At 50.5% G+C, this 25,964-nt stretch carries 26 protein-coding genes; 17 read left to right on the forward strand and 9 right to left on the reverse strand.

Annotation, left to right across the window (positions count from 1 at the left end):
* Positions 1 to 17 precede the first annotated feature (17 nt).
* The 4 genes from NSQ73_RS11050 (at position 18) to NSQ73_RS11065 (ending at position 4,319) form a co-directional block, all read left to right on the forward strand.
* Positions 18 to 1,607 carry a methyl-accepting chemotaxis protein gene (locus tag NSQ73_RS11050; RefSeq protein ID WP_340986434.1) on the forward strand — a complete coding sequence of 530 codons (1,590 nt, stop codon included), beginning with the start codon at positions 18 to 20 and terminating at the stop codon, positions 1,605 to 1,607.
* A gap of 23 nt (positions 1,608 to 1,630) precedes the next feature.
* Complete coding sequence (locus tag NSQ73_RS11055) at positions 1,631 to 2,056, forward strand: chemotaxis protein CheW (RefSeq protein WP_042138421.1); 426 nt, start codon at positions 1,631 to 1,633, stop codon at positions 2,054 to 2,056.
* Between the two features lie 15 nt (positions 2,057 to 2,071).
* On the forward strand, positions 2,072 to 4,066 hold the full coding sequence (locus NSQ73_RS11060; RefSeq protein WP_340986436.1) for a chemotaxis protein CheA: 1,995 nt from the start codon (positions 2,072 to 2,074) through the stop codon (positions 4,064 to 4,066).
* A gap of 79 nt (positions 4,067 to 4,145) precedes the next feature.
* A complete protein-coding gene (locus NSQ73_RS11065; protein WP_171716245.1) occupies positions 4,146 to 4,319 on the forward strand; it encodes a hypothetical protein in 174 nt (57 codons plus the stop codon).
* A gap of 84 nt (positions 4,320 to 4,403) precedes the next feature.
* Here NSQ73_RS11065 and NSQ73_RS11070 read toward each other — a convergent pair whose 3' ends face one another.
* Entirely contained in the window at positions 4,404 to 4,772 is a 369-nt protein-coding gene (locus NSQ73_RS11070) for a hypothetical protein (RefSeq protein ID WP_042138419.1), read from the reverse strand.
* A gap of 183 nt (positions 4,773 to 4,955) precedes the next feature.
* On the opposite strand from NSQ73_RS11070, the gene NSQ73_RS11075 reads away from it, so the two are divergent.
* From NSQ73_RS11075 to NSQ73_RS11105, 7 genes are all read left to right on the forward strand, one after another.
* Positions 4,956 to 5,444, forward strand: coding sequence for an AAA family ATPase (locus tag NSQ73_RS11075; protein WP_042138417.1), 489 nt, complete (start codon positions 4,956 to 4,958; stop codon positions 5,442 to 5,444).
* Between the two features lie 161 nt (positions 5,445 to 5,605).
* Positions 5,606 to 6,364: a CPBP family intramembrane glutamic endopeptidase gene (locus NSQ73_RS11080; RefSeq protein WP_340986438.1), complete on the forward strand. Its 759-nt coding sequence runs from the start codon at positions 5,606 to 5,608 to the stop codon at positions 6,362 to 6,364.
* 927 nt (positions 6,365 to 7,291) lie between these two features.
* A complete protein-coding gene (locus NSQ73_RS11085; protein ID WP_340986439.1) occupies positions 7,292 to 8,791 on the forward strand; it encodes a spore germination protein in 1,500 nt (499 codons plus the stop codon).
* Positions 8,791 to 9,996, forward strand: a complete 1,206-nt coding sequence (locus NSQ73_RS11090) for a Ger(x)C family spore germination protein (RefSeq protein ID WP_340986441.1) — start codon at positions 8,791 to 8,793, stop codon at positions 9,994 to 9,996. Before NSQ73_RS11085 ends, NSQ73_RS11090 begins: the two co-directional genes overlap by 1 nt.
* Positions 9,993 to 10,217, forward strand: a complete 225-nt coding sequence (locus NSQ73_RS11095; protein ID WP_340986442.1) for a hypothetical protein — start codon at positions 9,993 to 9,995, stop codon at positions 10,215 to 10,217. Before NSQ73_RS11090 ends, NSQ73_RS11095 begins: the two co-directional genes overlap by 4 nt.
* A gap of 38 nt (positions 10,218 to 10,255) precedes the next feature.
* Positions 10,256 to 11,329, forward strand: coding sequence for a GerAB/ArcD/ProY family transporter (locus tag NSQ73_RS11100; protein WP_340986444.1), 1,074 nt, complete (start codon positions 10,256 to 10,258; stop codon positions 11,327 to 11,329).
* Positions 11,330 to 11,354: 25 nt separating this feature from the next.
* Positions 11,355 to 11,771, forward strand: coding sequence for a hypothetical protein (locus NSQ73_RS11105; protein ID WP_340986446.1), 417 nt, complete (start codon positions 11,355 to 11,357; stop codon positions 11,769 to 11,771).
* Here NSQ73_RS11105 and NSQ73_RS11110 read toward each other — a convergent pair.
* The 3 genes from NSQ73_RS11110 to NSQ73_RS11120 all read right to left on the reverse strand — a co-directional run bounded on the left by NSQ73_RS11110 (position 11,752) and on the right by NSQ73_RS11120 (position 14,375).
* Positions 11,752 to 12,711: a serine hydrolase domain-containing protein gene (locus tag NSQ73_RS11110; protein ID WP_340986447.1), complete on the reverse strand. Its 960-nt coding sequence runs from the start codon at positions 12,709 to 12,711 to the stop codon at positions 11,752 to 11,754. The two genes, NSQ73_RS11105 and NSQ73_RS11110, sit on opposite strands and share 20 nt — an antisense overlap.
* Before the next feature lie 176 nt (positions 12,712 to 12,887).
* A complete protein-coding gene (locus NSQ73_RS11115; protein ID WP_340986449.1) occupies positions 12,888 to 13,880 on the reverse strand; it encodes an anti sigma factor C-terminal domain-containing protein in 993 nt (330 codons plus the stop codon).
* Positions 13,881 to 14,375, reverse strand: a complete 495-nt coding sequence (locus tag NSQ73_RS11120) for an RNA polymerase sigma factor (RefSeq protein WP_340986450.1) — start codon at positions 14,373 to 14,375, stop codon at positions 13,881 to 13,883.
* A gap of 164 nt (positions 14,376 to 14,539) precedes the next feature.
* On the opposite strand from NSQ73_RS11120, the gene NSQ73_RS11125 reads away from it, so the two are divergent.
* From NSQ73_RS11125 to NSQ73_RS11135, 3 genes are all read left to right on the forward strand, one after another.
* The gene (locus tag NSQ73_RS11125) at positions 14,540 to 15,130 is read left to right on the forward strand and encodes a GNAT family N-acetyltransferase (protein WP_340986451.1); all 591 of its coding nucleotides are present in this window, start codon (positions 14,540 to 14,542) and stop codon (positions 15,128 to 15,130) included.
* A 147-nt stretch (positions 15,131 to 15,277) separates the two neighbouring features.
* The gene (locus NSQ73_RS11130; RefSeq protein WP_171716236.1) at positions 15,278 to 15,838 is read left to right on the forward strand and encodes a polymer-forming cytoskeletal protein; all 561 of its coding nucleotides are present in this window, start codon (positions 15,278 to 15,280) and stop codon (positions 15,836 to 15,838) included.
* 169 nt (positions 15,839 to 16,007) lie between these two features.
* A complete protein-coding gene (locus tag NSQ73_RS11135) occupies positions 16,008 to 16,694 on the forward strand; it encodes a hypothetical protein (protein ID WP_340986452.1) in 687 nt (228 codons plus the stop codon).
* 245 nt (positions 16,695 to 16,939) lie between these two features.
* Here the strand turns inward: NSQ73_RS11135 and NSQ73_RS11140 are convergent, their stop codons facing one another.
* From NSQ73_RS11140 to NSQ73_RS11150, 3 genes are read right to left on the reverse strand one after another with little or no spacing between them, the layout of a single operon-like run.
* Positions 16,940 to 18,811: an ABC transporter ATP-binding protein gene (locus NSQ73_RS11140; RefSeq protein ID WP_340986453.1), complete on the reverse strand. Its 1,872-nt coding sequence runs from the start codon at positions 18,809 to 18,811 to the stop codon at positions 16,940 to 16,942.
* A complete protein-coding gene (locus NSQ73_RS11145; protein ID WP_340986455.1) occupies positions 18,801 to 20,648 on the reverse strand; it encodes an ABC transporter ATP-binding protein in 1,848 nt (615 codons plus the stop codon). Before NSQ73_RS11145 ends, NSQ73_RS11140 begins: the two co-directional genes overlap by 11 nt.
* Before the next feature lie 17 nt (positions 20,649 to 20,665).
* Entirely contained in the window at positions 20,666 to 21,790 is a 1,125-nt protein-coding gene (locus NSQ73_RS11150) for an ArsR/SmtB family transcription factor (RefSeq protein WP_340986457.1), read from the reverse strand.
* A 232-nt stretch (positions 21,791 to 22,022) separates the two neighbouring features.
* On the opposite strand from NSQ73_RS11150, the gene NSQ73_RS11155 reads away from it, so the two are divergent.
* Both NSQ73_RS11155 and NSQ73_RS11160 read left to right on the forward strand, forming a co-directional pair.
* Positions 22,023 to 23,288, forward strand: a complete 1,266-nt coding sequence (locus NSQ73_RS11155) for a DUF5050 domain-containing protein (RefSeq protein ID WP_340986458.1) — start codon at positions 22,023 to 22,025, stop codon at positions 23,286 to 23,288.
* Between the two features lie 15 nt (positions 23,289 to 23,303).
* Positions 23,304 to 23,753 (forward strand): SRPBCC family protein, encoded by a 450-nt coding sequence (locus tag NSQ73_RS11160; RefSeq protein WP_340986459.1) that lies wholly within the window; start codon positions 23,304 to 23,306, stop codon positions 23,751 to 23,753.
* Between the two features lie 68 nt (positions 23,754 to 23,821).
* Here NSQ73_RS11160 and NSQ73_RS11165 read toward each other — a convergent pair whose 3' ends face one another.
* Both NSQ73_RS11165 and NSQ73_RS11170 read right to left on the reverse strand, forming a co-directional pair.
* Positions 23,822 to 24,595: an AraC family transcriptional regulator gene (locus NSQ73_RS11165; protein ID WP_042141316.1), complete on the reverse strand. Its 774-nt coding sequence runs from the start codon at positions 24,593 to 24,595 to the stop codon at positions 23,822 to 23,824.
* A 15-nt stretch (positions 24,596 to 24,610) separates the two neighbouring features.
* Positions 24,611 to 25,192, reverse strand: coding sequence for a LysE family translocator (locus NSQ73_RS11170; RefSeq protein WP_340986460.1), 582 nt, complete (start codon positions 25,190 to 25,192; stop codon positions 24,611 to 24,613).
* A 161-nt stretch (positions 25,193 to 25,353) separates the two neighbouring features.
* Between NSQ73_RS11170 and NSQ73_RS11175 the strand changes: the two genes are divergently transcribed.
* A complete protein-coding gene (locus NSQ73_RS11175) occupies positions 25,354 to 25,914 on the forward strand; it encodes a hypothetical protein (RefSeq protein ID WP_340986461.1) in 561 nt (186 codons plus the stop codon).
* Positions 25,915 to 25,964 lie beyond the last annotated feature (50 nt).

Raw genomic sequence — 25,964 nt, forward strand, 5'->3', positions numbered from 1 at the left:
CCACAGGGGGAAATCACATGAAATGGTTCGGAAACATGAAGACAGCAACAAAAATTATCTCAGCTTTTATGGTGGTCTCATTAATTCTGGCGGGACTCGGGGTGTATTCCATTTTCTCGCTGAGCAGCAGTAATCAGAATATGAAGGCCATGTATAACAACAATCTGATTTCGGTCAGAGATCTGTCTGCTGCCAAAATCAATTATCAGGTCATCCGGGTATATATGCGCGATATGAGCAACACCACGGATGCAACCCAAATTGCCGGTTATCAGGACAAGATTGCATCCACCCGGCAGGATCTGATCCAGAAGGTGGACAATTACCGTCCGCTGGCCACGACCGGCACGGAGAAAGAGCTGCTGAACGATTTTGACAAAGAGTATGAGCTTTATCTGAAGCTGTTTGAGGAAGCGCTTGTTCTGGCTGAACTGGATGATCCGGCTCAATTTAATACATTCCTGACCACCCAATTGACTGCGCAGGGAGAGAAAGTGCTTGCGAACCTGGATGGTCTGATCGAATTTAACGTGGAGCTGGCCGAGGAAGCGAACCGCCACTCCCAATCAGCATATTCCTCCTCGCTGGTGCTCACCATCTCAGTTGTCTCGGCTGCTGTTATCATCAGCATTCTTATAGGTTACCTGATCGCCAGATCCATCTCCAAACCGCTTATGCAGATGCTGCGGCTGGCCTCAGAGGTGGCGAACGGTGATCTGACCCAGCAATCTGATATTTCCACCAAGGATGAAGTAGGCCAGCTGGCTGCTGCCCTGAACCGGATGGTTCATAACCTGAAGGATCTGATCAACGGGATTGTTATGAATTCACAGAGTGTGGCTGCGTCTTCCGAGCAAATCTCGGCAAGTACCCAGGAAATCGCTGGCACCAGCACGAACCAGTCTGCAGCGGCAACGAACATTACCGAATTGTTCAAGGAGCTGTCGCTGGCTATTGATTCCGTAGCCTCCAGTGCAGAGGAAGCGGCGGAGCTGTCGAATGAGACGGTGCGCACGGCCCGGGAAGGCGGATATGTGGTTGAGACCTCGCTGCAGGGAATGCAGACTGTCAATCACCAGATGAAACAGCTCGAAGAGGATTCCGGCAAAATCGGAGATATCATCGAAGTAATTGATGATATTGCCGAGCAGACCAATCTGCTGGCCTTGAATGCGGCGATTGAAGCTGCTCGCGCCGGAGAGCAGGGCCGCGGCTTCGCAGTGGTGGCGGATGAGGTCCGCAAGCTTGCCGAGCGCAGCAGTGATGCCACGAAGGAAATCACGAAGATCATCAAGGCCATGCAGGAGAATACGAAGCAAAGCGTCCGGGCAGTAGCGGAAAGCGTTGAGCAGTCTTCGATGACCAGCCAGGCCTTTGAACAGATTATCAGTATGGTTAATACGTCTTCACTCAAAGTGAATGAAATTGCTGCCGCCTGTGAAGAGGAATCCGCCCAGGCAGCCGAAGTGATGAGCTCGGTCCAGTCCATTGCCGCCTCCAGCGAGGAATCCGCAGCGGCTTCAGAGGAAACGGCAGCTACCTGCCAGGCGCTGGCCCTGTTATCCGAGGATTTAGCCCAGTCCGCTGCCGCGTTCAAGACTCATTAATTCTACAGACTGAAGGTGAAGCCATGTCATCCTTACAGAAGGAACAGTATATCGAGCTTGCTGTAGGAGCCGAAACCTGTGCAATCCGTATCGAAGAAATTCATGAAATTATCAAAATGCTCAGCATTACAGACATCCCGTTCACCCGGAATGAAGTGAAGGGTGTGGTCAATCTGCGCGGTAAAGTGGTCTGTGTAATGAGCCTGCGCAATTTGCTGGGGATGGCGGATGAGCCGTACACCCGGAATACAAGGATTATTGTGGTCAACTACCGGGAGGAATTCGTGGGACTCATTGTGGATAAGGTCAATAAAGTGACTACGTATGCTGAGATACACCCTCCGGCAGGCGGGCATAACCGCAGCCGCGAAGCGGTCTTCCACGGGATTGGGCAACGGGATGATCAGCTGATTGGCATTCTCAAGCTCGAGGAAATATTGGGCGGTTAGGAAGGGGAACAAGTAATGATGATGGAATTGTCTGCCTACCGCGATATTTTCATAGAAGAGCTGAATGAGCAATTGGAGCGGATCGACCAATCCCTGCTCACGCTGGAGCATGCACCGGCACCTGAGCTGGTCCAGACGATATTCCGCGCAGCCCATACGATCAAGGGCTCAGCCTCAACCATGGGCTTCCGTGAAATGAGCGATCTGACGCATGAGGTTGAATATGCCCTTGAATGGGTCCGGGAGAAGAAACCGGAGATTACCGGAAAGCTGATTGATACGCTCTTCCGGGCGCTGGACGCCATGAAGCTGCTGCGCACCCAATATATCAGCGGCGGGGATTACGCCGACTGCAGCGCCGTCGTTGCGGAGATCAAGGCATTGATTAATCAGCCGGCTGAACCACTGCCGGTCCGGTTGCCCGTCTTAAGTCCGGCGGAGATGCTCCTGGCCGAAGAAGCCGTGGCTGCCGGGTACTCGCTGCTGTCCCTCGCGGTAACACTCAAAGAGGAGTGCCTGATGAAGGCGGCACGGTATTATATGCTGCTGCAGCGTATGGAAGATGTATGCGGAAAGGTCATTGCTGTCGCGCTGCCGGCAGCTGCGGCCGCCGGAGCAGATGAAGACTCGCGTTATATACGGTTTGCTGTAGTGGCCGCTGCCGGCAAAGAAATTCAGCAGATATCAGAACAGCTAGCAGGTGATTCAGATGTCCAGGGTATTGTCATCACTCCCTTTGTGCCCGGTCCGGCAACGGTTACTGGCGCAGCGGCGGCGGTTGAACCGTTACTGGCGGGGCCGCCGTCATCTCCGAACAAGGAACAACGGGGGAACAGCGCCCAGCCGACAGTCCGGGTCAGCGTGGAACGCCTGGATCATCTGATGAATCTGGTAGGCGAGCTGCTGATCGAGCAGACCTCCCTGGCCGATCTGAGCGCAGCCGGCCAGCGGAATGATCCGGCTAAGGTATTGCCGGGTATAGGCGGAGTGTCGGATCACATGGGGACTATTATTAAAGAGCTGCAGGAAGGTGTAATGAAGACCCGGATGCTGCCGATGGATCAATTGTTCAACCGTTTTCCGCGCCTGGTGCGGGATCTCGCCCACAAGCTGGGGAAGGAGATTGAACTCGTGATCCAGGGCGGCGAGACCGAGCTCGACCGGATGATTATCGAAGAGCTGAGTGATCCGTTGATCCATTTGATCCGCAACAGCACCGATCACGGGATTGAAAGCCCGGAGGTCCGGGCAGAGCGCGGGAAATCTCCCAAGGGTATGATTACGCTCACCTCCTTCCACGAGGAGAATCAGGTGGTTATCCGCCTGGAGGACGACGGGCAGGGCATAGATGCTGCCAGAATCAAAGCTTCTGCACTTAGCAAAGGCATCATCACTGAAGAACAGGCCGGGTTCTTAACCGCTCAAGAAGCCATCCACCTGATCTTTGAGCCCGGCTTCTCAACGGCTGCTGAAGTAAGTGAGGTATCGGGCCGGGGGGTGGGGATGGATATCGTACGCAGCCAGATTGGACGGCTTAACGGTATCATTGATATTGAAACGGTACCAGGCCAAGGGACTGTGTTCATTATCCGTCTGCCGCTTACACTCGCCATCATTAAGGGGCTGCTGGTGAATGTATCCGGCCGGGTGCTGATCCTTCCTATGTATAATGTAGCGGAAATAGTGCGGATCTCCCCCGAAGACATTCAGATCGTTCAAGGCGAACAGGCGATTATTAACCACGGGCGGATTGTGCCGCTCTCCTGGCTTAGAGACAAGCTGCATTACCCGCGGACCGAGCGCAGCTCCAAGACTATCCCGCTGGTGATTGTCCGGTCTGTGGACCGGATCGCCGCCTTTGCCGTTGATGAGATCATTGGTAATCAGGAGGTGGTCATTAAGTCGCTGGGTGCGTATTTGGGGACGATGAACCATCTCTCCGGGGCAACAATTCTGGGGAACGGGCGGGTTGCACTGATTCTGGATGCCTCCTATCTGGTCAGCCATTAATTTCATTGCTGCAGGTTTTGTATAGAACACGCAGGAGTTGTGAAAAATATGGAAAGACGTACCAGAAAGGGGTGGAGAGTTGGATATTACGCTGGCTTCAGATGAAGTAATCAGTCGGATCAAGCAGCTTCAGTCTGGTGGAGGTACCGTAAACAAGAAGCAGGTTAAGCAGCAGGATCCGGAGTTAATGCGCAGTGCGCTGCATTATTTTCCGAGCTGGGAACATGCCGTGAAGAACGCCGGATTGCTGTAATTGAATCAGATACACAAAAAACCGGAAGATCCGCAGCACACTGCGATTCTTCCGGTTTTTTGCGTGCCGCCAGCAGAAATAGGGTTACTTCTTGTGCGGAACAGCCTTGGGGCTCTTGATCTGCAGCTCGATGGCCTGCTGGTTCAGCTGCAGCTCATCCATATAAGCATTGACCTTCATCCGCAGCTTGTGCAGCATTTCGATATGCATATCATGAATACGGTCTTCGATACAGAATGCCGAACAAGCCAGATATCCATCTGTATAGGATTTGGTATCATCCACTACCGTATTCAATTTCTCTTTGTAAATCCGCTTTACAGGGCCGCTTTCGGGTTTGATCTCATAGTAGCGGTTCGTTTCCGTCAGCAGTCTCCAATGACTGGCCTCGACATCGTATTCATCCTTCTCCAGCTGTACGGTCACTTTAAAAATTTTAATAGGACTGTTCATGTTGAGCGAAACCTCCTGCAACCCCCATACTTATGTTCAATTCTCACTATAGGACTCAGAGATTATAGCATGCGTCAGCCGTATTTCCCACTGGAATATTAGGTAAAGTGATGTGATATATTGCATTAGCTATTACAATGTAGGATATGACAATACGGTTATTTTAAGGAGGGAGAGATTGTAATGAAAAAGCTCATCATCGTAAACGGTACAATGGGCGTTGGCAAGAGTTCAGTATGTAAACAGCTATTCAAGTCGCTGGACCGCTCCGTATGGTTGGATGGGGACTGGTGCTGGATGATGCAGCCTTGGACTGTGAATGACGAGAATATCATTATGGTTGAGAATAACATTAACTACTTGCTGCACAGCTTCTTAACGAATACGTCGTTCGATTACGTAATCTTCAGTTGGGTTCTTCACCGTAAAGAGATGATTGACCGTTTGCTCGCTAGGCTGTCAGATCTGGAATTTGAACATCAGGTAATTACACTGACCTGTTCGGAATCAGCACTCAGGCAGCGGATGCAGGAAGATCATAGAACGGAGGAGCAGATCAATCGGAGTCTGGAACGGATAAGCACTTATGCAGGAATGCCTTCACATTCAGTGGATACAAGTGAGATCGGACTGGATGAAGTTGTTCTGCAGATTAAAGATAGATTGTTGTAGAGGACGGCAAGTCAGCGGATGAATCTGTCTCTGTGCTCCTGAATGGAAGGGGTGGTAACCGCAGTGAAAACTGTAGTATATTTCCAAGCGATCGTTTACAATAAATCCATTATTGTCCTTGAATGGCAATGATGAAACCAACTACATAAAGGAGCTAACAAATGAAGAACACCGCTGCAAAAGGACATCCGGTTATATTCTCGCTGATGCTTGGGGTTGTCCTGACCCTGCTCGTATCCGTAGCATCCGCAGTAGCTAGCATTCAGGAGTTCGGGGATATGGGGGTCAGGAATGCCCAGGCCTGCGCCTTCCTGGTTATGGCTATTATCGTTACGGTATATATGAAAAGAAAGGATTCCTCGCTGGTAAGCTTCGGCTTCCGCAAGCTTGAGGCCAAGCAGGCCAGGCCTGTGCTGTTCTACATCCCCATGCTGCTTCTTGCAGTGGCCCAGCCGCTTATGAGTGGAATCAATGTGGAGCTGACTGCAGCTGAGGTGATCAGTATCGTGATCATGACGTTGCTGGTGGGATACACGGAGGAATCAATTTTCAGAGGAATTATCAGAGATAAGCTGAAGCATAAGGGGCCTGTCTTTTATATTGTTTTCTCGTCTGTATTCTTTGGTGTTCTACATATGGCCAACGCGCTTGGCGGAAAAGATATCATAAGCACACTTCTCCAGGTAGCCAATGCGCTGCTGCTGGGCTTCGTCCTCGCGCTGCTGATTGAGGCAGGCAACAATATTATTCCGCTGATCGGCTTCCATTTCATCTATGATGCACTGGCGATGGTCAGCAATGAGAATGTGGAGCATGAGCTTCTGCTGGTGTCCATTCTGAATATTCTCTATCTGATATTTGGCATCTATTTGCTGATTGTGTTGAACCGCAGGAAGAACAATCACAGTCTGTCCATGTAAAAGTAGGCCGGTAAGCAGGCAGCAGTGCGGCTTTCCGGCTTTCTTTGTGGTCCCAGGAATCATTAAACAACCTGCAATGATAACGCATACATGACATGAAATCAGCAAGCAGGAGCAAATTATCCCTAAAAAGAGTAATCGTTAGGCATGGGCATTCTGCTTATAAATAGCAGGGAATTTCAGGGATTATGCCGGGATATGCAGGTTTTTGAAGTTTTAAATTTTATTGTTTCTGGGTTATAATGTAGACATCACCAAAGGAGCCACAGCAACAATCCACAGGTGGTAACTACAGGTGATTGCCTCATTCCTAAATTTAGCAATGAATGAAGGAAAGGAGAGAATCCCGATGTACTAGCGTTAGCGAAGCGTGCCGGAATCGGCTGCTGATGAGGAAGGTGGATGATAACATCTTCTGGCAGATCGTGGGTATGCGGGAACCCAAGAGCAAATCTTTGAAGATGAACCAAAGCTATTCATTCAAGCAAGAGTAATCTTGCGGAAGAAAGAGCGTGATTCCGTTGAAAAAGGTTAGCGAAGCGTACTAAAACGATTCTTCACAGCAGGGAAAACGTCCGTGAAAACGTTTTTCGTGAAATCGTGTACGCGGGAATCCACCCCATATGCAGGACATGGAGCAACACTCCGAAGAGGAGCGAACGGGCAACACGGTAACATGAAATTTGAACAATCACCATGTCAGGGATATGGCTTTGTTAGCAGGAGGAAATGATTGAATTGAATACAGGAATAAACACATAAATCCCCGTGCCTCAAGTAATCAGGCAGCGGGGATTTATGCGTATATACATAAGCTACTCCATTTCGCCAGTGCGGCTGAAATGGAGTTTTTTGTTTAGAAATAAACCCTGTTAGGCAACACTAGACTCCATAAGGAAGAGATATCAGCAGCAGGGAGACATCAGCATGAAATTCCATGATCAGGAGTCCCGTAAGCCGCATGACCCCCACCTCCAGCGTCTCAGCCTTGAGGCCTTCATCAATACGGAACTGATCTGCCATAGATTAGGCGCCAGCTCAGATGTCAGCGTGCGGTCCATTCGTCTGGACTGGAGCAGCCTGGAGAGGGAATGTGTAATTCAATTAATATTTCTGGATGGTATGGTGAACAGTCAAGTGCTGCAGGAATCGATTATTCCGGCCATTCAGTCAGCTCCGCCCGTCCCGGAGGGATACAGCCTGCCCCGGTACTTCAGCGATCAGATCCTGACCGCAGGGCAGGTTAGAACCACCGGGGATTTGACAGGTGCGGTTAAAGATATTTTGTCCGGTTGCCTGCTGATGCTTATTGACGGTTATGATGAAGCGCTCGCTCTTGCCATTCAGGGATATGAGAAACGAAGCATCGGAGAAACCAAAACAGAGACCGTAATCCGGGGACCGCAGGAGGCTTTCACGGATGACCTCCGGACCAATATTACCATGATCCGCAGAAAAATGAAGGATGAGCGGCTTAGAATTGTTACCCGCTCCGTGGGGCAAGTCACTCAAACCGATGTCTCCATATTGTACATAGAAGGTCTGGCAGATGAGCCGGTCCTGGATAGAATAGCGGAGATGTTCGATGAGATCGGACTGAAAATGGTACTCGAAGGCGAATATATCGAGGAATATCTGCAGGGAAACAAATACACCGTATTTCCTACCATTCTTAACACGGAAAGGCCGGACAGCATTACCGCAGGGCTGGCTGAAGGAAGAGTAGCTATTATAGTTGACGGAACCCCGTTTGCAATGATTGTTCCTTCCTTGTTTATAGATTTTATCCAGTCTGCGGAGGACAGCTATCAGCCTTATCTATTTTCCAGTCTGGTTCGGGTCCTGCGCCTTGCCGCTGTAATCATCAGTGTTTTTGCTCCCGGTCTATACATCGCCATCACAACCTTCCATCAGGATCTGCTGCCCACACGGCTGCTGCTGAGTATCATGTTTCAGCGCGAGGGGGTACCGTTTCCGGCCTTTGTTGAAGCAACTCTGATGGAGATCACTTTCGAAATTATACGGGAAGCGGGAATCCGCATGCCCCGCAACATCGGCCAGGCTGTATCCATTGTGGGGACGCTGATCGTAGGACAGGCTGCGGTGGATGCCGGCATTGTCTCGGCAGGGATGGTTATTGTAGTTGCGATTACCGGGATATCAAGCTTTGTCATTCCCGCCTACAATATGTCTATTTCCATCCGGATGATCCGTTTCCTGTTTATGGGTGCGTCTGCTTCCTTCGGCATTTACGGGATAACCGTCGGATTCCTCATTCTTGTCGTGCATTTATGCAGCCTGCAGTCTGTGGGAATCCCTTATATGCGCCCCTATGCCCCTTATCTGAGAAAAGAACAGGCAGATGGCGTCTTTCGCAGCCCCTACTGGTCAAGCCCGCGGAATAAACGCAGCAAGGATGGAGTCTAATGATGAGAAGACCGGTAATGCTGATCTGTGCGCTGGCCGTGATGGTAACGGCGCTGTCCGGCTGCTGGAGCCGCAAGGAACTGGGGGATTTGGCTGTAGCCATCGGTCTTGGCATTGACCGGACGGACAAGGGGTACCGGGTGACAGTGCAGATTGTCGCACCCAGTCTGGCCGCTGCCAGCAGCGGAGGCAGCGGAGGTCCTCCAGCCCTTGTGGTTGATACTGAAGCAGCTACGATTATGGAGGCTTTACGCAAATTAACGACCAAGCTGCCGCGTAAAATTTATTTATCGCATTTAAGCATGCTTTTACTCGATGAAGCTATGGCTAAAGACGGCATCCGTAAACCGCTCGATTTCCTGTTCAGGGATCATGAAGTACGGCCGGACTTTGATGTTGCCATCGTCCGGGACGGCAGTGCCTACGATGCCTTGTCTATTATGACTCCTCTTGAACGTCTCCCGGCCAGGGATCTGTATGATTCTCTGAACGGTTCCCAGAAGAATTGGGCACCCACCTCCGCAGTGCGTCTGCTTGACCTGATGAAGTGGTTTGATCTGGACGGGCAGGAGGCGGTGTTAACCGGTCTTCATCTGGTAGGCAACCTGGAAAAGGGCAAAACCAAAGAAAATGTGGAATCTATCAACAGTCCGCTGAAATTCGAGTACCGGGGCATCGGGGTGATGAAGGATGATGTGCTGCTCGGCTGGCTGAATGAGAGTGACAGCAAAGCCTATAACTATGTGACCGGAAAAGTAAAATCCACGGTGGGCAAGGTAGATTGTCCGGATAAAGCGGGGACTTTTGTGATGGAGGTCCTGCAGGCTAAATCCAGGATTATCCCTGAGCTTCATAATGGACAACCCTCTGCCACGGTAAAGATAACGATTGAAGCCAATATTGCAGAGGTGGAATGCAGTCTCGATTTGAACAGCCGTGAAGTACTGGACATGATGAAGACACAGGCTGCGAAACGCACACAGGAACTGATTGCCGGCGGTATCCGCAAAGTGCAGAGCGATTTTGGTGTGGATATTTTCGGCTTCGGCACTAAGTTTCATAAGAAGTATCCCGCGTATTGGGCCAGCAAGCATAATCAGTGGAATGAGGAATTCAGCAAGATGGATGTGAAGGTGGTTATGGATTATACCATTAAGGGCAGAGGAAGAATCGTGAATCCTCCATTGAAGGAAGAGGAGCCATGAGTATTTTTCTGATCTCAGCTAATGTGCTGCTGTGGGCATGGCAGATCCGCCGGTTCCGGGGGAAGCGGGCAAATGTCCGGGATAAAGTGATTGTCTACAGCCTGTATGCTATCGCACTCGGATTAGGTATTATGTTAGCGGAGAACTGGATCATCCCGGATTTACTAAGGCCGTTCATTAGCTTGCTTGGGCAAGTGAACCGGTTATTCGGAACTGGCTGACCCAGGGAATCTGACTGTAAAGAGGAGGGGAAGAGCAGATGAGCTCCCGCCAGTTGACTATGCTGTTAGCGCTGCATTATTGGGGGAGTGCGCTTCTCGGGCTTCCCTCGATGATGATCGGTTTGTCGGGAAAAGACGCCTGGGCTCCCATCCTGCTCGGCATGCTGTTTCAAATGCTGATCATCCCGTTATTTGTAGCCATATACAGTCAAATGAACGGCGACACCATGGGGCAATACTTAGTACGTACTTTGGGTAAAACAGCAGGAAAAACCATGCTGGCGTTATACCTGTTTTTTGTGCCTTTTCTGATCTTTATTTTGACGCTCCGCAGTTTAGGTGACTTTACCAGCAATGATCTGTTTATAGAAACGCCGCCATCAGCGATTTACGCGCTGATCCTGTTCGCACTGGTGTACTGCCTGTACAAAGGGTTTAACGCGGTGTGCAGATCCACGGAGATTACCTTTCCCATTGCTTTGGTACTGCTGGTAATGCTGCTGCTCTCACTTATATATGGGGCGGACTGGAGCAACTTTCTGCCTGTTTTTGAGAAGGGTGTTCATCCTGTTGTTGAAGGTACAATAAATTTCATGGCTTATCCCAACAGTGAGGTTGCGTTAAGTCTGTTCCTGGTCCCATTGATGAAGAATAAACAAGCCTATAAAAAGGCACTGATCCACAGCACGTGGATTACCGGCATCACCTTAGTATTACTTACGGCACTCATTATCATGGTGCTCGGAGAAAGTCTTCCTCCAAATATGCCTTATGTAAGCCAGTTTGCGGCCAAAACGGTCACCATCGGCGGATTCTATGAGCGGAGTGAAACCGTGGTTACGGTGATCTGGTTCATCGTTATCTTTTACCGCCTGATACTTACCTTCTATATCGCTGCTCACGGCTGTGCGGAGTTATTCGGGCTTAAGCAACATACCGGACTCCTGATACCACTGGCCCTGGCCAGTATTCCGCTGGCGATGAATGTCTGGGATAATCCTTCCGTGATTACCGAGCTTAATGAAGTCTGGTATCTGAACGTATTCTTCTTTAACCTCCTGTGCCCGCTCTTGTGTTATGCTGCCCATAAATTAAGGAATAGAGTTAAATAAAGCTAAGCAGGTCCACCACTTCCCGGTGGTTCAGGCTTTTATCTCCGAAGCTTACCGGGTGCTGAAGACGGGCGGAAGACTCCAGCTGATCGATAATGTTGTGCCGGAGGACGAAGTGCTGGGCAGATTCTATAATGAGGTGGAGAAGCTGAGAGATCCCAGTCATGTCCGTGCCCTGCCCAAATCGGAATGGATTCAGAGGCTGGAGCATTCCGGCTTCCGTCTGGAAGCGTTAATATGCTTGGCCAAACCGTTTGATTTTGCCTCCTGGTGTGAACGGGCCGGTCTTACGCAACTGGAGCGGGAACGCGTAGAAGCCGACTTCCGGCAGGCACCGCAGGCAAGCCGGGATTTCTTCAGCGTACGTGAAGAAGGCGGGAAGCTGCTTGGTTTCACCGGAGAGGCGGCTTATATGCAGGCTTCTAAAGTCCGCCTGGATTAACAAGCAGAGGTGCGATATACTCGCCGAATGCATCAGGCGGAGGGTTGTTACGGCCCCGCATGTTGTCCCGGGTCAGCACGACCACCGTCTTAAGCTCCGGCAGTACATATACATATTGCCCGGCGTACCCGCGTGCATAATAATAATAATCCACAGCAGCAGACCCCCCGGTTCTGGTATCACCCGTTATTGAATCTGTCCACCAGTGCCAGCCGTATCCGCCATGGCGGGGCGGTTCAGCCGGCAGAGCCGGCTGAACCGAACATGCGACCCGTTCGCCGGATATAATCTGCGAATTCTCCCATACTCCCTGCTGCAGATAGAGCTGTCCGAATTTCAGCAGGTCGGCGGGCCTCAGCTTCAGCCCGTAGCCGCCCGTATGGATGCCTTGGGGATCTGTCTCCCACTCATACTCCGTAATTCCGAGAGGTCCGAAGAGATATTGCTCGGCGAATCTTGCTGTGCTCATTCCTGAAGCCTGCACCACAATAGACGACAGCAGTTGCGAGATCCCCGAGTTATACTCCATCCGGGTTCCCGGTTCATCCGCGAGCGGCTGCTCCAGTACATAGTTCACCCAATGGGAGGAACGGGTCATCTTGGGGAAGGAATTCGCTCCGCCGAATTCGGTCCAGCGAAAGCCGGCCGACATGGTTAACAGCTGTCCGATTGTAATTTGCTGCTTGCGTGTATCAGCGTCACGGCTGAGCTGCGGGAAGAATTCGCTGATAGGAGCCGAAGGACCGGAAAGCTGGCCTTGATCCATCGCGATGCAGACCAGCGCGGAGAGTATGCTTTTGGTGCAGGAGTTGATCTTGGCAATCTCGGAAGAAGTGCGCTGATCTCTATAATGTTCAAAGATCAGACGGCCCTGCTGCTGGATCAGACAGCTCCGCAGATTCAGCGGCTTTAGGGAGTCGGAAAGTGCTGACAGGTTCATAGTTGTGTCCTTTCGTTATGTCATCCGGGCAGTCTTATATCATGCTGCCCATACTGCTGGCTTCCTTGCTTTATGGATTTGCAGTAATCTTTGGATAGATTGGCTTAATTATCTCAAGCTGTAGTGAAGAAGTCCAATTCAACCGTCCGGCTGGGAAGCTACCTTAGAATGACAGCTTAATTAGGAAGTGTAATGGAATCAGAGACCACTCCGAAGGTAGAGGCTTTGATATAAGCCTGATTCTGCAGAGCTTCCAGCTGTTTAGCGGTGCCGGTTACGACTACACCAATGATTGTGATATCATCCGGTTCCAGAATATCATTATCCCCGGCCAGGCTCTGATGAACCTGATCTGCTTCCCAGGTGAAGTTTTTGCCGTGCTTCCGCAGCTGTTCGACACTATTAATGAAGGAGTTTACACCGCCGTAGGGGGCAAACTGCTCTCCATGAAATCCGTAGATGATCATCGAATCAGCTGCGATGGTCTGGCGCGTTTCCTTCAGGTATTTTTTATAAGAGGGAGTATATGCATCCGTCCATAACCAGACAGGCTTCATCCCGGCAGGCAGAAGCATCTGCGTCTTATCCAGCGTATAGGCCTGGTCAAAAGATAACGCCATCTCCACAAGTGTATCGTCTCCCAGCTGCTTCAGCTGGCTGATGCTGTCCTCATAGGAATCATAATCAATCTCCGGATGATAAAAGATCATTTCCCGGTCCCCGGTGGCAGAGTTGTAACGGTGTGTGGACGCTGCGCTCAGCTGTTCCGGGAGAGAAATCGCTCCGAATGCGCCATACCTGCCGGTAGAGTGGCCCAGCAGATTATAGGATTCCTCGATGGGCTGCCAGATATAAGGTTTATTGCCCAGCCATTTGTAAGTCTGATTGTAAGTTTCGCCGCCAAAGCTGTCTAATTTCACCGACTGGTTGCTGATGTGCACATTAGGTGCACTGATCTCATTTTTCCAGAGAATCTCAGATTGTACCTTGTCTCCCTGATTCAGTCTCAAGTGGTAGAGGCCATACCAGATAACGGCGAGAATAACCGGGGTTACGATAACAATGATGCCAATGGTCTTCAGGGTGGAGCGGAGTCTGGCTTTTTTGATCATCTGCTGAGTCCCTTTCCCTCCGAAAATAAACGGGTCCTGCTCATGATTCTGTTCCATTTAATAATCCTCCCCATAATGTTTGATGAATTGGTTTTTGGCGCGTGTAACATGAGTCTTGAGCGTGTTCTCATTCATACCGTACAGGGACGAGAGCTCCTTATAAGTAAGGTTCAGCTCATATTTGAGAATCAGCAGCTCCTGATGCTGCTCAGAGAGCATAGACAGCGTGTCGCGGATATTCTGTGCGGTTTCCCGCCTCAGCAGCTGGATCTCCGGCAGATGGGTTAAAGAAAGAAGCTGGATATCGTCAACATCGACCGCCGGATGGCGTTTGTCTTTTCGCTTGAGATCATAGAACTGATTGGTGGCGACACGGAACATCCAGCCCATGACTTGTTTCGGGCCGATACCATCCTGATAGATTAAGTATTTATAACAGGTGTCCTGAACGATATCTTCAGCATCCTCGCGGGCGAGTCCGCGTTTCCTCAAATACCGGTATAGCAAAGTTCCGGCTTGCTGCAGAAAGTGATGAATGGTTTCTTTGGCCATGACCTGCCCCCTTCCCCTATACAACGCTAAGCTCCGTGAAAAGTTTACAGCAGCCGTTACATTCAGTATTCCTTAATTATAAATGTTCACTACCAGCAACAGCTTCAGCAGTTCAGTTAATATAATATCAGTATGTAAAATATTAGCGGCAACGGAGGAAATCTATGTATCAGGATAATGAATTGCAGATTCGGCCGATAGCTGAAGGGGATCTATTCAGACTGTGGGAGCTCTCACACAAAGAGGAAGCACCGGAGTGGAAGAAATGGGATGCACCTTACTACGAACACAAGCGGATTCCGTGGGAAGAGTATTATGGGAACAGAGCGGAGATTGTTGGATGCGGAAATAATTGGGTAATAGAAGTAGAGGGCGGGGTTATAGGCGACGTCAGTTACTATTGGGAGCATGAGCCATCCCTTTGGCTGGAAATGGGTATTATCATCTATGATCCGGCATATTGGAGCAGTGGTTACGGGACTAAAGCTCTCAGACTGTGGATCGGTCATCTGTTCAATGCGTATCCGCTGGTCCGTGTAGGCTATACCACATGGTCCGGGAATGAGCGGATGATCAGAACCGGGGTGAAATTAGGCATGACGATGGAAGCAAGACTCCGGAAATGCCGTTACTACGATGGGCAGTTCTACGATTCTATTCGAATGGGGCTGCTTAGAGAGGAGTGGGAGGCTTTAGAATTGAAAGGATCAGCCGTTGGAGCCGCAGAAGGTTTGCGAACAAATTTAGACAAATAAGCATGAAATGCCTGCATTTTGCAAGATGTGAAACAATCATAATGCTTGTTTGTGAAAAAAGACACAATATTGTGAAAACTATCACGTTGTTATCATAAAATTTTAATATATAATAAAGTTAATTAAAAGAAACAGGGGGAATTAAAAATGAAATTATTCAAAGTTCTAGTAGTAGCAGGGGTATCAGCAGCATTGTTGTCGGGTTGTGGATCGAATAATAATAACGCAGCTAATAATGCAGGTACAGCAGCAACAACAGCTCCAGCCACAGAGCAGACTGATGCAGTAACAACAGCTTCCATCGTTAACCAGGCAGATGCCTTCACTGCTGCTGTAAGCGAAAGCGGCAACTGGATTGTAGCCATCCTGAACGACCTGACCGTTGACAAAGATGTTGTTGTAGCCGGTGAATTCCATGACAAAGGCGATGCATCTGCAGCGATCTACCGTAAGCTTGCCCTGTATGCACAGGATGCTGACCACAAGGTTACAGCTACCTACACACTTACAGCACCTAAAGTAACTGTACAGAGCGAGAACTTCCGCGTTCAAGGCGGTACAATCAAAGGCGACGTATATGTAGAAGCTAACGGATTCAACCTGTACAAAGATGCTACTATCGACGGTAACCTGTACTATGCAAGTGAAGATGTGAAGGCTACTGCTGTGATCGAAGGCAAAGTAACCGGAGCAAATGAAGTTAAATAATTCGAACCTAATATAGCAGTTACAATATTAGAATGGATTGCAAACAGCCTGTAGACAGGCCCTTTGGGGCTTGCTCTACGGGCTTTTTTGTATTCTGCGCTGAAATATTCTATAGTATTATGGAAGGTATTGTAAGCGCAAACACATGAGACAGGGGATGCAATTATTCATGAAGAATAGCCGGAGATTGGGAATGGCTGCCGGAGTGATTCTAGCTTCCGTAGCCGTACTCTATTTACTTTTGTATATGTATGAAAGACCAGGCGGGTGGTCTGACCAGCGGATGTCCCGCTCACTCGGAATGGACCAGACCCTCCAGATTCCACTTGGCAAAAGTCCGGAAGAAGCTGTCCGGCTGTTCCGCGCCTCTGACACGATGACTGTAATTCATCAGGAGCCTGCAGCCAGAGGGGAGCTGGTATTTCTTACCCGGGCGGGGCAGCAAGGCAGCAGTAATCTTCAAGTAGAGTATGTCCGCAAAACCTGGCTCGGATGGAAGTGGGTATGGGGAGGCGGCTATGGAATGGGCGGAGGTCCGGAGAGCTCTGCAATAAATTATATGTGTTTTCCTGAACTGGAGCATATTTCGACTCCATTTCCCATGGTGATCGGAGATGTTCTGAACCCGTCCATTCAGCATATTACTGTCGAGCAGAAGGAGGCAGGAACGGATACATCCGAAGCGAAGCTGATTAAAGTCGGATCAGACCGGACGATTTGGTTCGCTTTTCAGCCGGTTACGGCGGGTGTCCCGTTTGAGATTGAAGGGTTTGATGAGGACGGGGAAGTGGCCGCTTCCAAAATCATAACAGACGCCAGAGACAGCGGGGCGATTCCGCTTGGTGCTTCAAAATAAAAGTGCAGGGGCTTCGCACAACCTTCAATGATGGAAGTGTTGCACGAAATACAACAATTCCCTTGTGATATCAGCCCTAATCGCAAATTGTTGTACACAATACAGCATTCCTCCGTGATCAAGCCGTTAATTTACGACATTTTTATTTGAGTCTGAAAAGAGACGAAGACTCCGGCAGCCGTGATGACACGGACTTTCGGGGTCTTCGTCTGTAATTGTGATTTGTTTTCCCGGGAGAACTGATGTTATGCCGGTAATACTGAAGTAAGGGATTTCGCATAGGATGCGGATTCCAATTCTTCAACCGGTGCTGTTCTAAACTGTAAATGATACAGCTCCGCATAGAGCCCATCCTGTTCAATGAGCGCATCATGTGTGCCTTCTTCAACAATTCTCCCATGATCCAGAACAATGATCCGCGAAGCCTCCCTTACCGTTGAGAGCCTGTGGGCAATCACGAGGGTGGTCCGGTCTTTCATCAATAGGTCAAGCGATTGCTGAACCAGCCGTTCGGACTCGTTGTCGAGTGCTGAAGTAGCTTCATCCAGCAGCAGGAGCGGGGCATTACGCAGAAAAGCTCTGGCGATGGCGAGGCGCTGCCGTTGACCGCCCGATAAAGTAGAGCCGTGTTCACCGATCAGCGTGTCGTATCCCTCAGGCATCCGCATAATAAATTCATCTGCACCTGCCAGGCGGGCAGCTTCCCGGATTTCTTCATCGCTGGCATGTTCATCGCTGAACGCGATATTATCCCGGATGCTGCCGGAGAACAGGTAAGGATTCTGCGGCACATAGGAGATCCTCCGGCGCGCCGCCTCCAGGTGATCATGCACACCATAACCGCACACGGTAATACTGCCGGCCTCCGGTTCATAGAGTCCGCAGCACAACCGTACAAGTGTCGTCTTGCCCGAACCGCTGGGGCCGACAACAGCAACCGTCTCGCCATGCTTCAGCTCCAGATGGATCCCGCTCAGACAGCTTCCCTCCCTGGACTGGGGTCCCGCGAAGCTGTAGTGCAGCCCCTGTATGCTTAGTGCAGCAGCTTCCGCCAAGGCGGTTGCTTCAGCGGCGGCTACCGCTGCAGATACGGTAGCAGAATCCTGTTCATCGCTAGATGCTGCCCCTTCCCGGGGAGCATCAAGAATCTCAAATACACGGTCAGCCGCCCCTAGTGATTCCTGTACCCCGCCCCAAGTCTGCGACATGTGGACGAATGGCCACTGAACACGTCCCATCAGGATGATGAAGGCAAGCACTTCCCCTGCCGAAGTCTCCCCACGGAGCGCTGACCGGGCAATTAGTACCGCACAGCTGATCATTACTGCATTGTTGATGAAGGCTGAAGAATGCCAGAGCAGTGCGTTTAACAGAGTTTTTTGCTTCTGCAGCCGGTTCAACTGCTCGCGTTCAGCTGCATACCTGCCCAGCAGCGTATTCTCCAGTGAAAACGAACGGATAACCTTCATCCCCTGGAGGGTCTCCTGCAGGATTCCCCGCAGCAAGGCTTCCTGGGCATAGATTTCCGTGAACAGCTTACGCAGTCTGCGGTCAAAGAAACGGCCGGACAGAAAGACAACGGGGCCCGTTCCAAGTGCAAGGAGTGCAAGCCAGACATCCATACTGGCCAAATACAGAAATGCAACCAGGCAGAGCAGAAGATTATACCCCAGATCGTAGACCAGACTGCTAATCATCCCCATGGCCGCTCCGGCATCCTTGGTATTCCGGGAGGTCAGATCCCCGGAGTGCATGGCTTCCAGCTGGCGGTAAGGCAGCCGGTGGCTGGCGTCAAACAGCTTCGCCCGGAAATCCCAGGCCATCCGGCTGTGCACGGTGAAGCGGAAGTAATGCTGCAGCATAAGACAGAGAATAATCAGGAAGCAGGCCAGTGAACAAATTAAGGTTATCCGTGTCAGTGACTGCATGTTCGTGCTGTTGATCGTATCAATGAAAACCTGCTGAATCGTAGCAAACCCGACATCCAGTGCAAGCCTGGCCATTAGCAGCACTATAGCTGCCAGAAAGCCGAGCCGGTATGGCTTAACATAAGGAAGCAGCCGCTGGAGGGCTTCCCGGAGCCGGATTCGGCCGGGTGAAGATGATTTAGTATTCATTTTGCAGTCCTCCTCCGGCAGCAGCCTCTGTCTGAATGCCCGCCTGGGCCATTGCGTGATATTTACCTTGCAGCGCCATCAGCTCTATATGGGTCCCTTGTTCAACAATTGCTCCGGCCTCCATGAAGTAGATATGATCAGCGTACTTAATAGTTGAGAGCCGGTGGGCGACTACAACCGTTGTCCGGTTCGTCATCAGGGCCTTCAATGCCTGCTGGACAATCTCTTCATTATGGCTGTCAAGGGCAGCGGTAGGTTCATCAAGCAGCAGCAGCCCCGGTTCACGGACGAAGGCGCGAGCAATCGATAGACGCTGGCGTTCACCTCCAGATAAGGTAAGCCCTCGCTCACCGATGAGAGTATTGTATTCCTGCGGCATTCGCATAATGAACTCGTGGATACCTGCATTCTGTGCGGCAGCTAGCACCTCTTCTCGGGAGGCTTCCGGCCGTCCCCAGGCAATATTCTCGTATAGAGTTCCGGAGAACAGATAAGGCTCCTGGGATACATAGGCGATACGGCTGCGCCAGCTGCGCGGAGGAATCGTATGTAGGGGCGTGCTGCCGTGATAAATGCTTCCTCCGTCAGGTACATAAGCTGCAAGCATTAGCTGAAGAATCGTGCTCTTGCCGCTCCCGCTGGCTCCGGCGAAAGCGGTAACCTTACCTGGCTCGATCCGCAGCTGAGTTTCAGTTAATACCTTCGTTTGTCCGTACCCGAAGCTGACATTGTTGAATATGAGCGGCTGCTGTCCGGCAACGGGCAGATTAACGGTATCCCATGCTTCAGCCAGATGCCCTGCGGTACCCGAATTAGCAGGGCTTATGCCTTCTTCGGTTAAATCCATGATTTCAAATAAACGCTTCCCCTGTGCCAGCGAAGCCTGCAGTTCAGTCCACAGGTTGGCAAGCCGCGATACCGGATTCGAAATTTGTTCAAAGCAAATGAGAAAAGCAGCAACGGCGCCTACATCAATCCGCCCTCCAATTACAAGATAGCCGCCATAGGAGAGTACATACAGTAATCCGCCCAGGATAACAGCCACAGGCATATTGTAACCTACAGCCTCTACCCGAGAGACCGGCAGGTGGACTGCGTTAAATTGCCGGACTCTGCTCGTGAATTGCCCGAGTAGACGGGGAGCAAGGGAGAAGGCGCGCACCACCTCAGCGCCCTGTATCGAATCCTGAACGAATGCCTGTTGAGCGCTCTCAATGCTCTGGCGCTGCTCATTCATGGTGCAGAGCCGTGAGGTGAAGGGGAGCATAACCAGCGGAACCAGTGCACAGATGATGACTGTCCCCAGTGTCAGAGCAAATTGCAGAGACAGCAGATAAGTGAGCAGAAAGATGATTTGCAGCAGATTGCTGATCAGTTCAATCGTCTTCCGGTTTATTCCCTGCTGTGCGGCTGGAGCCGAGTCATTCATCCGGCTGATTAGATCGGCGGAATGATAACGGTCCAGATCCTTCATCCGGACATTCAGCATTCTTGTCAGCATGGACATCTGGAGTTTCGAGGTAGATTTGATCTCAAGCAGACCTGAGAGATATGTATTCAGAAAGTGGACTCCGGCATCCGTAACTACGATGACAGCAGCAAAGGTCATTCCGGCTGTCAGACCGGTGGTGTTGTGGTAGGTGGCCGCATTGATAATCCGCCGCAGGGACTCAGCCAAACCTACAGTTGTGAGTGAGCTGACCGCTGCCAGAACACACAGAATGATATACCAGCCTGTATAAGGTTTGCCTAGCTGCAGCAAACGTATAAATGTACTCCGGGCAGCGGCGGGCGGTTCATCCAGCGGCGTTGCCGCGGTATTCGTGATCCTGTTCAAGTGGACCCCTCCAGTTATCAACTCATGAATTGATCTTTGTCCAGCATAACTTTAGCCATCAAGGCCAGCAGATTGCGCAAAGTATCGGTTCTAAGCACGTAATACAGCCGGTGATCCACCCGCTCGACATCGAGCAGATCCAGAAAGAACAGGAAGTTGGAATGATACTTCACAGCAGCCGGTGTAATGCCTAGCGCTGCAGCAATCTCTTGGCCGTAATGCGGACGCTGCTTGAGTAACAGCAGGAAGTCCAGCCGCCGCTTATCCGATAAGGCTTTGAGAAACAGTTCGGTTTTCTCCCGGTCAGCGGCGGGTCCGTGCACCCGTTCATTATTAATGCCGAAGATGACCCAGCCGACCTGCCCGGCATCGGTGTGGAAATTGTAAAAGCCATTTGCCACCTGGAAAACAAAGCTGACATGGAAGGTGACGGGGAAGTCAAACAGCGAAGGTTCATTATTGTGGATTTCACGAATGAAAACCTCAGGGTTGCTGCGGAATTGAGCCTCATACCTGCGGGAAGCCTGCTCAGAAAGCTCACGGATCCGGTCTTTCCAGTGAATGAAGACATCCTGATTGAATTGACGCAATAGCTGCAGGTAGCGCAGCTTGGTCTCTTGCGGATTAGCGAGACATTCAAGCAGCGGCGCATGGGCTTCAGCAACCTCGGGCTGCGGTTTTGTTGCAGTCACCAGTTCAGAGAGCTTCTTCAGATCCTTCTTGACCAGCTCCCAGTCGTTGCCCTGGAGTAGCGCTTCCAGGTTATCGTTGTAGACGCCGTAGACCATCTCTGCAACGATATGCTCCGCAGGGCTGTTATCCAGCCGGTTAATCAACGCCTCGGCAGTTAGCACTTCCCGATGAGTGAAGATGGATTCATACAACGGGAAATCAAGTGCATTATGAAGCAAGTCATAACGGAAAAAAAACAGCAGCTCACGGGTAAAGAATGGTGATAACCGCTTGCGCGCATCATCAAGATAGGCTCCAAGCAGCTCATCTGCTTCGATTTTATAATCATCTGCCAAATCTGAGATCTGGTCCTCACAAGCAAGCATTCCCATGGAAATCACAAGCTCGACTGCTTCGTTGTAAGCAAAGCGGATATTCTTCAGTAATGTCTCCTGCAAAGAATGGTTCATCATGTCCTCCAGTTAATTAATTTGAATACTGAATATTGGCTAATATACAACAACATTCAGTGAATACTTAATGTTAAAATAAACCATATACAAGAAATTGTAAAGTGAAGATTGTGTGCGGAAGCTGACCTTCGGGATGGTGATCCTTTGATATTATGGAAGAATGAAGAAGAAGGGTGTAGAATACATAAGAGTTGTTTGTTCAGAAATTGAGTTCAAAGAGGTGTGTTCATTGAGAAAATGGTTCGTTATTGCCCCTCTGCTGCTGAGTTTAACGGGGGCGGGGACAGGCTTCGCAGCTCCGGCGGATCAGCCGGGGGTTACGGTTACAGTCAATGGGAAGCTGGTGAATTTTGATGTGCAGCCAGTGAATGATCAGGGTACGGTGTATGTTCCCCTCCGCTTCGTGGCGGATGAGCTGGGCGGGATGATTGTTCCGGGGAATAATAAAGCAATCATAATCTCCAAAGGAACCATTACGCTGAGTCTAACGGCGGGCTCGACCGCAGCCTATAAGAATCAGCAGCCGTTCACGCTGGCCGCGGCTCCGAGACTGGTGAATGGAAGAATGCTGGTGCCGCTCCGGGTGCTTTCTGAGGTTTTTGATGCAACGGTCACCTATGCCAACGGGCAGGTAGCAATCAAGCAGGAAGAATCCGTACAACCCGCAGGTCCTGGTATAACCGGGAATTCGGTGGGCAATCTGAACAATGGGGGCTTGTACGCTACAGACAATGAATGGGTATATTTCAATAATCCGCAAGACTCGGGGAGGCTCTATAAACAGAAGAAGGAGGGTACTGAACTTCAGAAGCTCAGCGATGACGAATATGCGGCTTATATTAATCTTGTAGACGGAAAGCTGTATTATACGGGCGACAACAACAAGCTGTTCAGCATGAATACGGACGGCTCGGACCGGACGATGCTTAGAGATTTTGCCATCGGGAAGAACCTGGTGACGGTTGCTGATGATTGGATCTACTTCACGCAGGGAAACTCTTCGATGAACAAGCCGCTCTACCGGATGAAGACCGACGGCAGCTCCAGAACGGTGCTTGAACAGTACGGGGTATCCAGCCTGGCGGTGTATGGCGGAAAGATCTACTATACGATTGACTTCAGTAAGCTGTTTGTTATGGATCTGAACGGCAGCCACAAAAAGAAGCTGCTGGATGGCGGATACATCACTAATATAGTGATGAAAGACGATATTATGTACTTCAATTTCAAAGAGAATTTATATACTATGAACTTGGATGGAACCGGATTAACCCGAATTTCCGGTCTGAATGGCAAAGAGATTAATCTGAGCGGAAACTATCTGTACTTCAGCAATTACTCAGAGTACAGCAAGAAGCTGTACCGGCTCAATCTAACCGATTATACCAGTGAGAAGCTGGGTGATGACAAGACTTTATATATCCACATCGTGGATAATAAACTGTATTATTTGAATGCCTTAACAAACCGTTTTGTAGAACTAGACATCGAATAGGGAGGGATGATTACAATGGCTATGGCCGTAAATGCACCTGATCTTTCATCCAGGCCGTATAACCTGAGTGTGGAACGCCTGTTGTCAGCCTCACCAGAAGACCTGTACAAGGCTTGGACAAAGCAGTTTGACCGCTGGTTTGCAGCGCCGGGAACGGTGTCCATGGAGGGAAGCGTGAATACTCCGTTCTTCTTCGAGGCACGTCATGAAGGCCAGCGTTATCCGCATTACGGGCGATTCCTGAGTCTGGAGCAGGACCGCCTGGTGGAAATGACCTGGGTTACCGGTGCAGGAGGGACGAAGGGGGCGGAAACCGTGGTACGGGTTGAATTAGAGACTCGGGGTACTGATACCCTGCTTCGCTTGACGCATGCCGGTTTCCCGGATGAGGAGTCCAGGGACCAGCATGAGCAGGCGTGGCCGATGGTGCTGGAGCAGCTTGAGAAGGTGCTGGCGGCAGAGTAACAGAGCGGATTCCGTAACATAAGAAGTGGACAAGGGTACAGTGCTATGCGGGCGCAGAAGAATATGGATTAAGCCAGCTGGGACATGTATTCATAGGCTGTAAGGCCGAAGACACTTTTGAAATGCCGGTTCAGGTGAGTCAGGTCTGTGAAGCCGCATTCCGCTACTGCGAAATAGACATCTTTGGTCTTTTCGATCGATTGTCTCGCATGCTCAACCTTGCAGTTCAGGAAGAATTGGTAAGGGGAGATGCCTGTATGTGATTTGAACTCGCGGATGAACTGGTATTTGGACAGGCCTAACTCCTGTGAGATGTGATCAAGCTTAAGCACTTGGCCGAGGCTGTAGTACATCATTTCCTTGGCCTGCTGAACAAAGGCACTATCGGTCCGCATGGCGGCTTCGATTTCGGTGTGGGCGGCCAGATGGGCCAGCTGAAGCAGCAGTTCACTGCAAAGTGCGCTGTCAGCGCCATTCTGGACCGCTTGATTCAAGGAACAGATGGATTGCGCCAGCTCCTTGTCATAGACGATAGGCGAGGTGAACCGCAGTTCCTGCTTGCCCAGAATCTCTGCAAACATGGCCGGCTTGATATAGAGCATGACATAATCAATACCTTCTCTATCATAGGAATTGCCGTCGTGATACTGTTCGGGGTTAAACAACATGACACCGCCCGGATGGGAGGAGTGCAGGCTGCCGGCCAGATGGTATTGCTGGATTCCGCGCAGTGTTACGCCCAGGGCATATTCTTCGTGACAATGCTTTTTGTAAGTGAAATCCGTCATGCTGGCCGATAAGGCGAGAATCTCTGCAGACTTTCTATAATTGAATTGTTCCACCTTAATCACCGTCCTCTATAAAATTCCGGATACCATTACAGCAGAGTATACTAGAAAAAGTGCCATGATACTATTCATCACCCGCTGATGCCGCTGCAGAAAGCTCTTGAATATGGAGCCGAATACGACCCAGGTAGTGAATGCGAGAAAACCTATTACAGTAATTACCATAACGAAGATGAAGGCTGCTGCGGGTGAACTATAATAAGGCATAACGTAACCCGGGATAACGGTCAGCGTGAACAGCAGCACCTTCGGATTGGCGAATTGCGTCACCAGACCGGAGACAAATCCGGAGGATTGCCGGGGATTCTCCTCGGTACGGCCCATAGTGTAGACCTGGTAAGCCAGGTAGAGCATGTACAGGCTGCCGATGATCTGCATGACGCCGAGAATATGCGGGATGATGTCTGCAAGCATGCGGTTCAGCAGGGCGGAGGCGGCAAGCAGCAGTCCAAACGCCAGAGTGGCTCCGCCGACGTATCCCATTGTTTTTCTGGCCCCGTGATGCTGCACGGAAGATAGAATCACAATATTGGTAGGGCCGGGTGTGAAGGTTACCACAATACAATAGATGATAAAAGAAACGATATTCATGATGACCTCCAGGTGAAGTAGTCACATGAATATACACCCGGCAGGGAAATGGCTATAGTACATTATTGCAGCTGCCCGCGCGAGAGGCATTGTAGTCCGGAACTCCGGTATATTAGTCAGAGCAAACTTGGCGGCTTGCGTTAAAGAGGGGGAGAACACGGATGACTTTATTTTATTATATTGCCGCTGACCGTGAGCTTCCTACCGGCTCCTTCGGACAGCGGGGGACCATGATGAAGCTCAAGGATTACTTGATGCAGAATGATCCTGCTGCCCTGGACAAATTTCCAGTGAAGGGTATGAGGGAGAGCGGTACTCTGGAAGGGAAAATGATTGAGGTCTTTGAGACGGCGGAGGATGCTGCCGGTCTGTATGTTTACGGACCGCTGACACAGGAGGATTCGTCGCATCTGTTCAAGAAGCCTCTGGTCTATCAGGTGAATCCTGAGGGGGGAAGCTTCCAAATGTTTCCGGAAGTGGCTGAGCCCTATCCCGGTGCTGCTGTAACAGGCAGGAAATGCGTGGCGGAGCTATTCCGTTATCTGCGGGATAACCTGCTTCCTGGGGAGCAATTCGAGCTGTATTCCTGCTTTGCAGATGATGGCGGACGATTCGGGGAGCTGCCCCGCAAGGAGCTTAACCGGCAAATCAGCCTCTCCGGGTTCCAGGCGGAGCCGGATTTCGAATGGAAGAAACGCCAGTTCATCGTTGTCAGCGAATAAGAGCGAGCTATTTAGACATTCATTTGGTGCGGCATCCTTCCAAACTTTTG

Origin of the sequence: Paenibacillus sp. FSL R10-2736 (assembly GCF_038000245.1) — a bacterium.
Lineage (GTDB): Bacteria > Bacillota > Bacilli > Paenibacillales > Paenibacillaceae > Paenibacillus_AQ > Paenibacillus_AQ phytohabitans.

What these genes read in the sequence shown, in the direction of transcription:
- NSQ73_RS11050 (WP_340986434.1), top strand. Translation starts at nt 18, where the DNA reads ATGAAATGGTTCGGAAACATGAAGACAGCAACAAAAATTATCTCAGCT.
- NSQ73_RS11120 (WP_340986450.1), bottom strand. Translation starts at nt 14,375, where the DNA reads ATGGCCAAAGAAACCATTCATCACTTTCTGCAGCAAGCCGGAACTTTG.
- NSQ73_RS11055 (WP_042138421.1), top strand. Translation starts at nt 1,631, where the DNA reads ATGTCATCCTTACAGAAGGAACAGTATATCGAGCTTGCTGTAGGAGCC.
- NSQ73_RS11175 (WP_340986461.1), top strand. Translation starts at nt 25,354, where the DNA reads ATGACTTTATTTTATTATATTGCCGCTGACCGTGAGCTTCCTACCGGC.
- NSQ73_RS11075 (WP_042138417.1), top strand. Translation starts at nt 4,956, where the DNA reads ATGAAAAAGCTCATCATCGTAAACGGTACAATGGGCGTTGGCAAGAGT.
- NSQ73_RS11125 (WP_340986451.1), top strand. Translation starts at nt 14,540, where the DNA reads ATGTATCAGGATAATGAATTGCAGATTCGGCCGATAGCTGAAGGGGAT.
- NSQ73_RS11095 (WP_340986442.1), top strand. Translation starts at nt 9,993, where the DNA reads ATGAGTATTTTTCTGATCTCAGCTAATGTGCTGCTGTGGGCATGGCAG.
- NSQ73_RS11130 (WP_171716236.1), top strand. Translation starts at nt 15,278, where the DNA reads ATGAAATTATTCAAAGTTCTAGTAGTAGCAGGGGTATCAGCAGCATTG.
- NSQ73_RS11150 (WP_340986457.1), bottom strand. Translation starts at nt 21,790, where the DNA reads ATGAACCATTCTTTGCAGGAGACATTACTGAAGAATATCCGCTTTGCT.
- NSQ73_RS11140 (WP_340986453.1), bottom strand. Translation starts at nt 18,811, where the DNA reads ATGAATACTAAATCATCTTCACCCGGCCGAATCCGGCTCCGGGAAGCC.
- NSQ73_RS11100 (WP_340986444.1), top strand. Translation starts at nt 10,256, where the DNA reads ATGAGCTCCCGCCAGTTGACTATGCTGTTAGCGCTGCATTATTGGGGG.
- NSQ73_RS11085 (WP_340986439.1), top strand. Translation starts at nt 7,292, where the DNA reads ATGAAATTCCATGATCAGGAGTCCCGTAAGCCGCATGACCCCCACCTC.
- NSQ73_RS11115 (WP_340986449.1), bottom strand. Translation starts at nt 13,880, where the DNA reads ATGGAACAGAATCATGAGCAGGACCCGTTTATTTTCGGAGGGAAAGGG.
- NSQ73_RS11090 (WP_340986441.1), top strand. Translation starts at nt 8,791, where the DNA reads ATGATGAGAAGACCGGTAATGCTGATCTGTGCGCTGGCCGTGATGGTA.
- NSQ73_RS11070 (WP_042138419.1), bottom strand. Translation starts at nt 4,772, where the DNA reads ATGAACAGTCCTATTAAAATTTTTAAAGTGACCGTACAGCTGGAGAAG.
- NSQ73_RS11160 (WP_340986459.1), top strand. Translation starts at nt 23,304, where the DNA reads ATGGCTATGGCCGTAAATGCACCTGATCTTTCATCCAGGCCGTATAAC.
- NSQ73_RS11080 (WP_340986438.1), top strand. Translation starts at nt 5,606, where the DNA reads ATGAAGAACACCGCTGCAAAAGGACATCCGGTTATATTCTCGCTGATG.
- NSQ73_RS11060 (WP_340986436.1), top strand. Translation starts at nt 2,072, where the DNA reads ATGATGATGGAATTGTCTGCCTACCGCGATATTTTCATAGAAGAGCTG.
- NSQ73_RS11170 (WP_340986460.1), bottom strand. Translation starts at nt 25,192, where the DNA reads ATGAATATCGTTTCTTTTATCATCTATTGTATTGTGGTAACCTTCACA.
- NSQ73_RS11110 (WP_340986447.1), bottom strand. Translation starts at nt 12,711, where the DNA reads ATGAACCTGTCAGCACTTTCCGACTCCCTAAAGCCGCTGAATCTGCGG.
- NSQ73_RS11135 (WP_340986452.1), top strand. Translation starts at nt 16,008, where the DNA reads ATGAAGAATAGCCGGAGATTGGGAATGGCTGCCGGAGTGATTCTAGCT.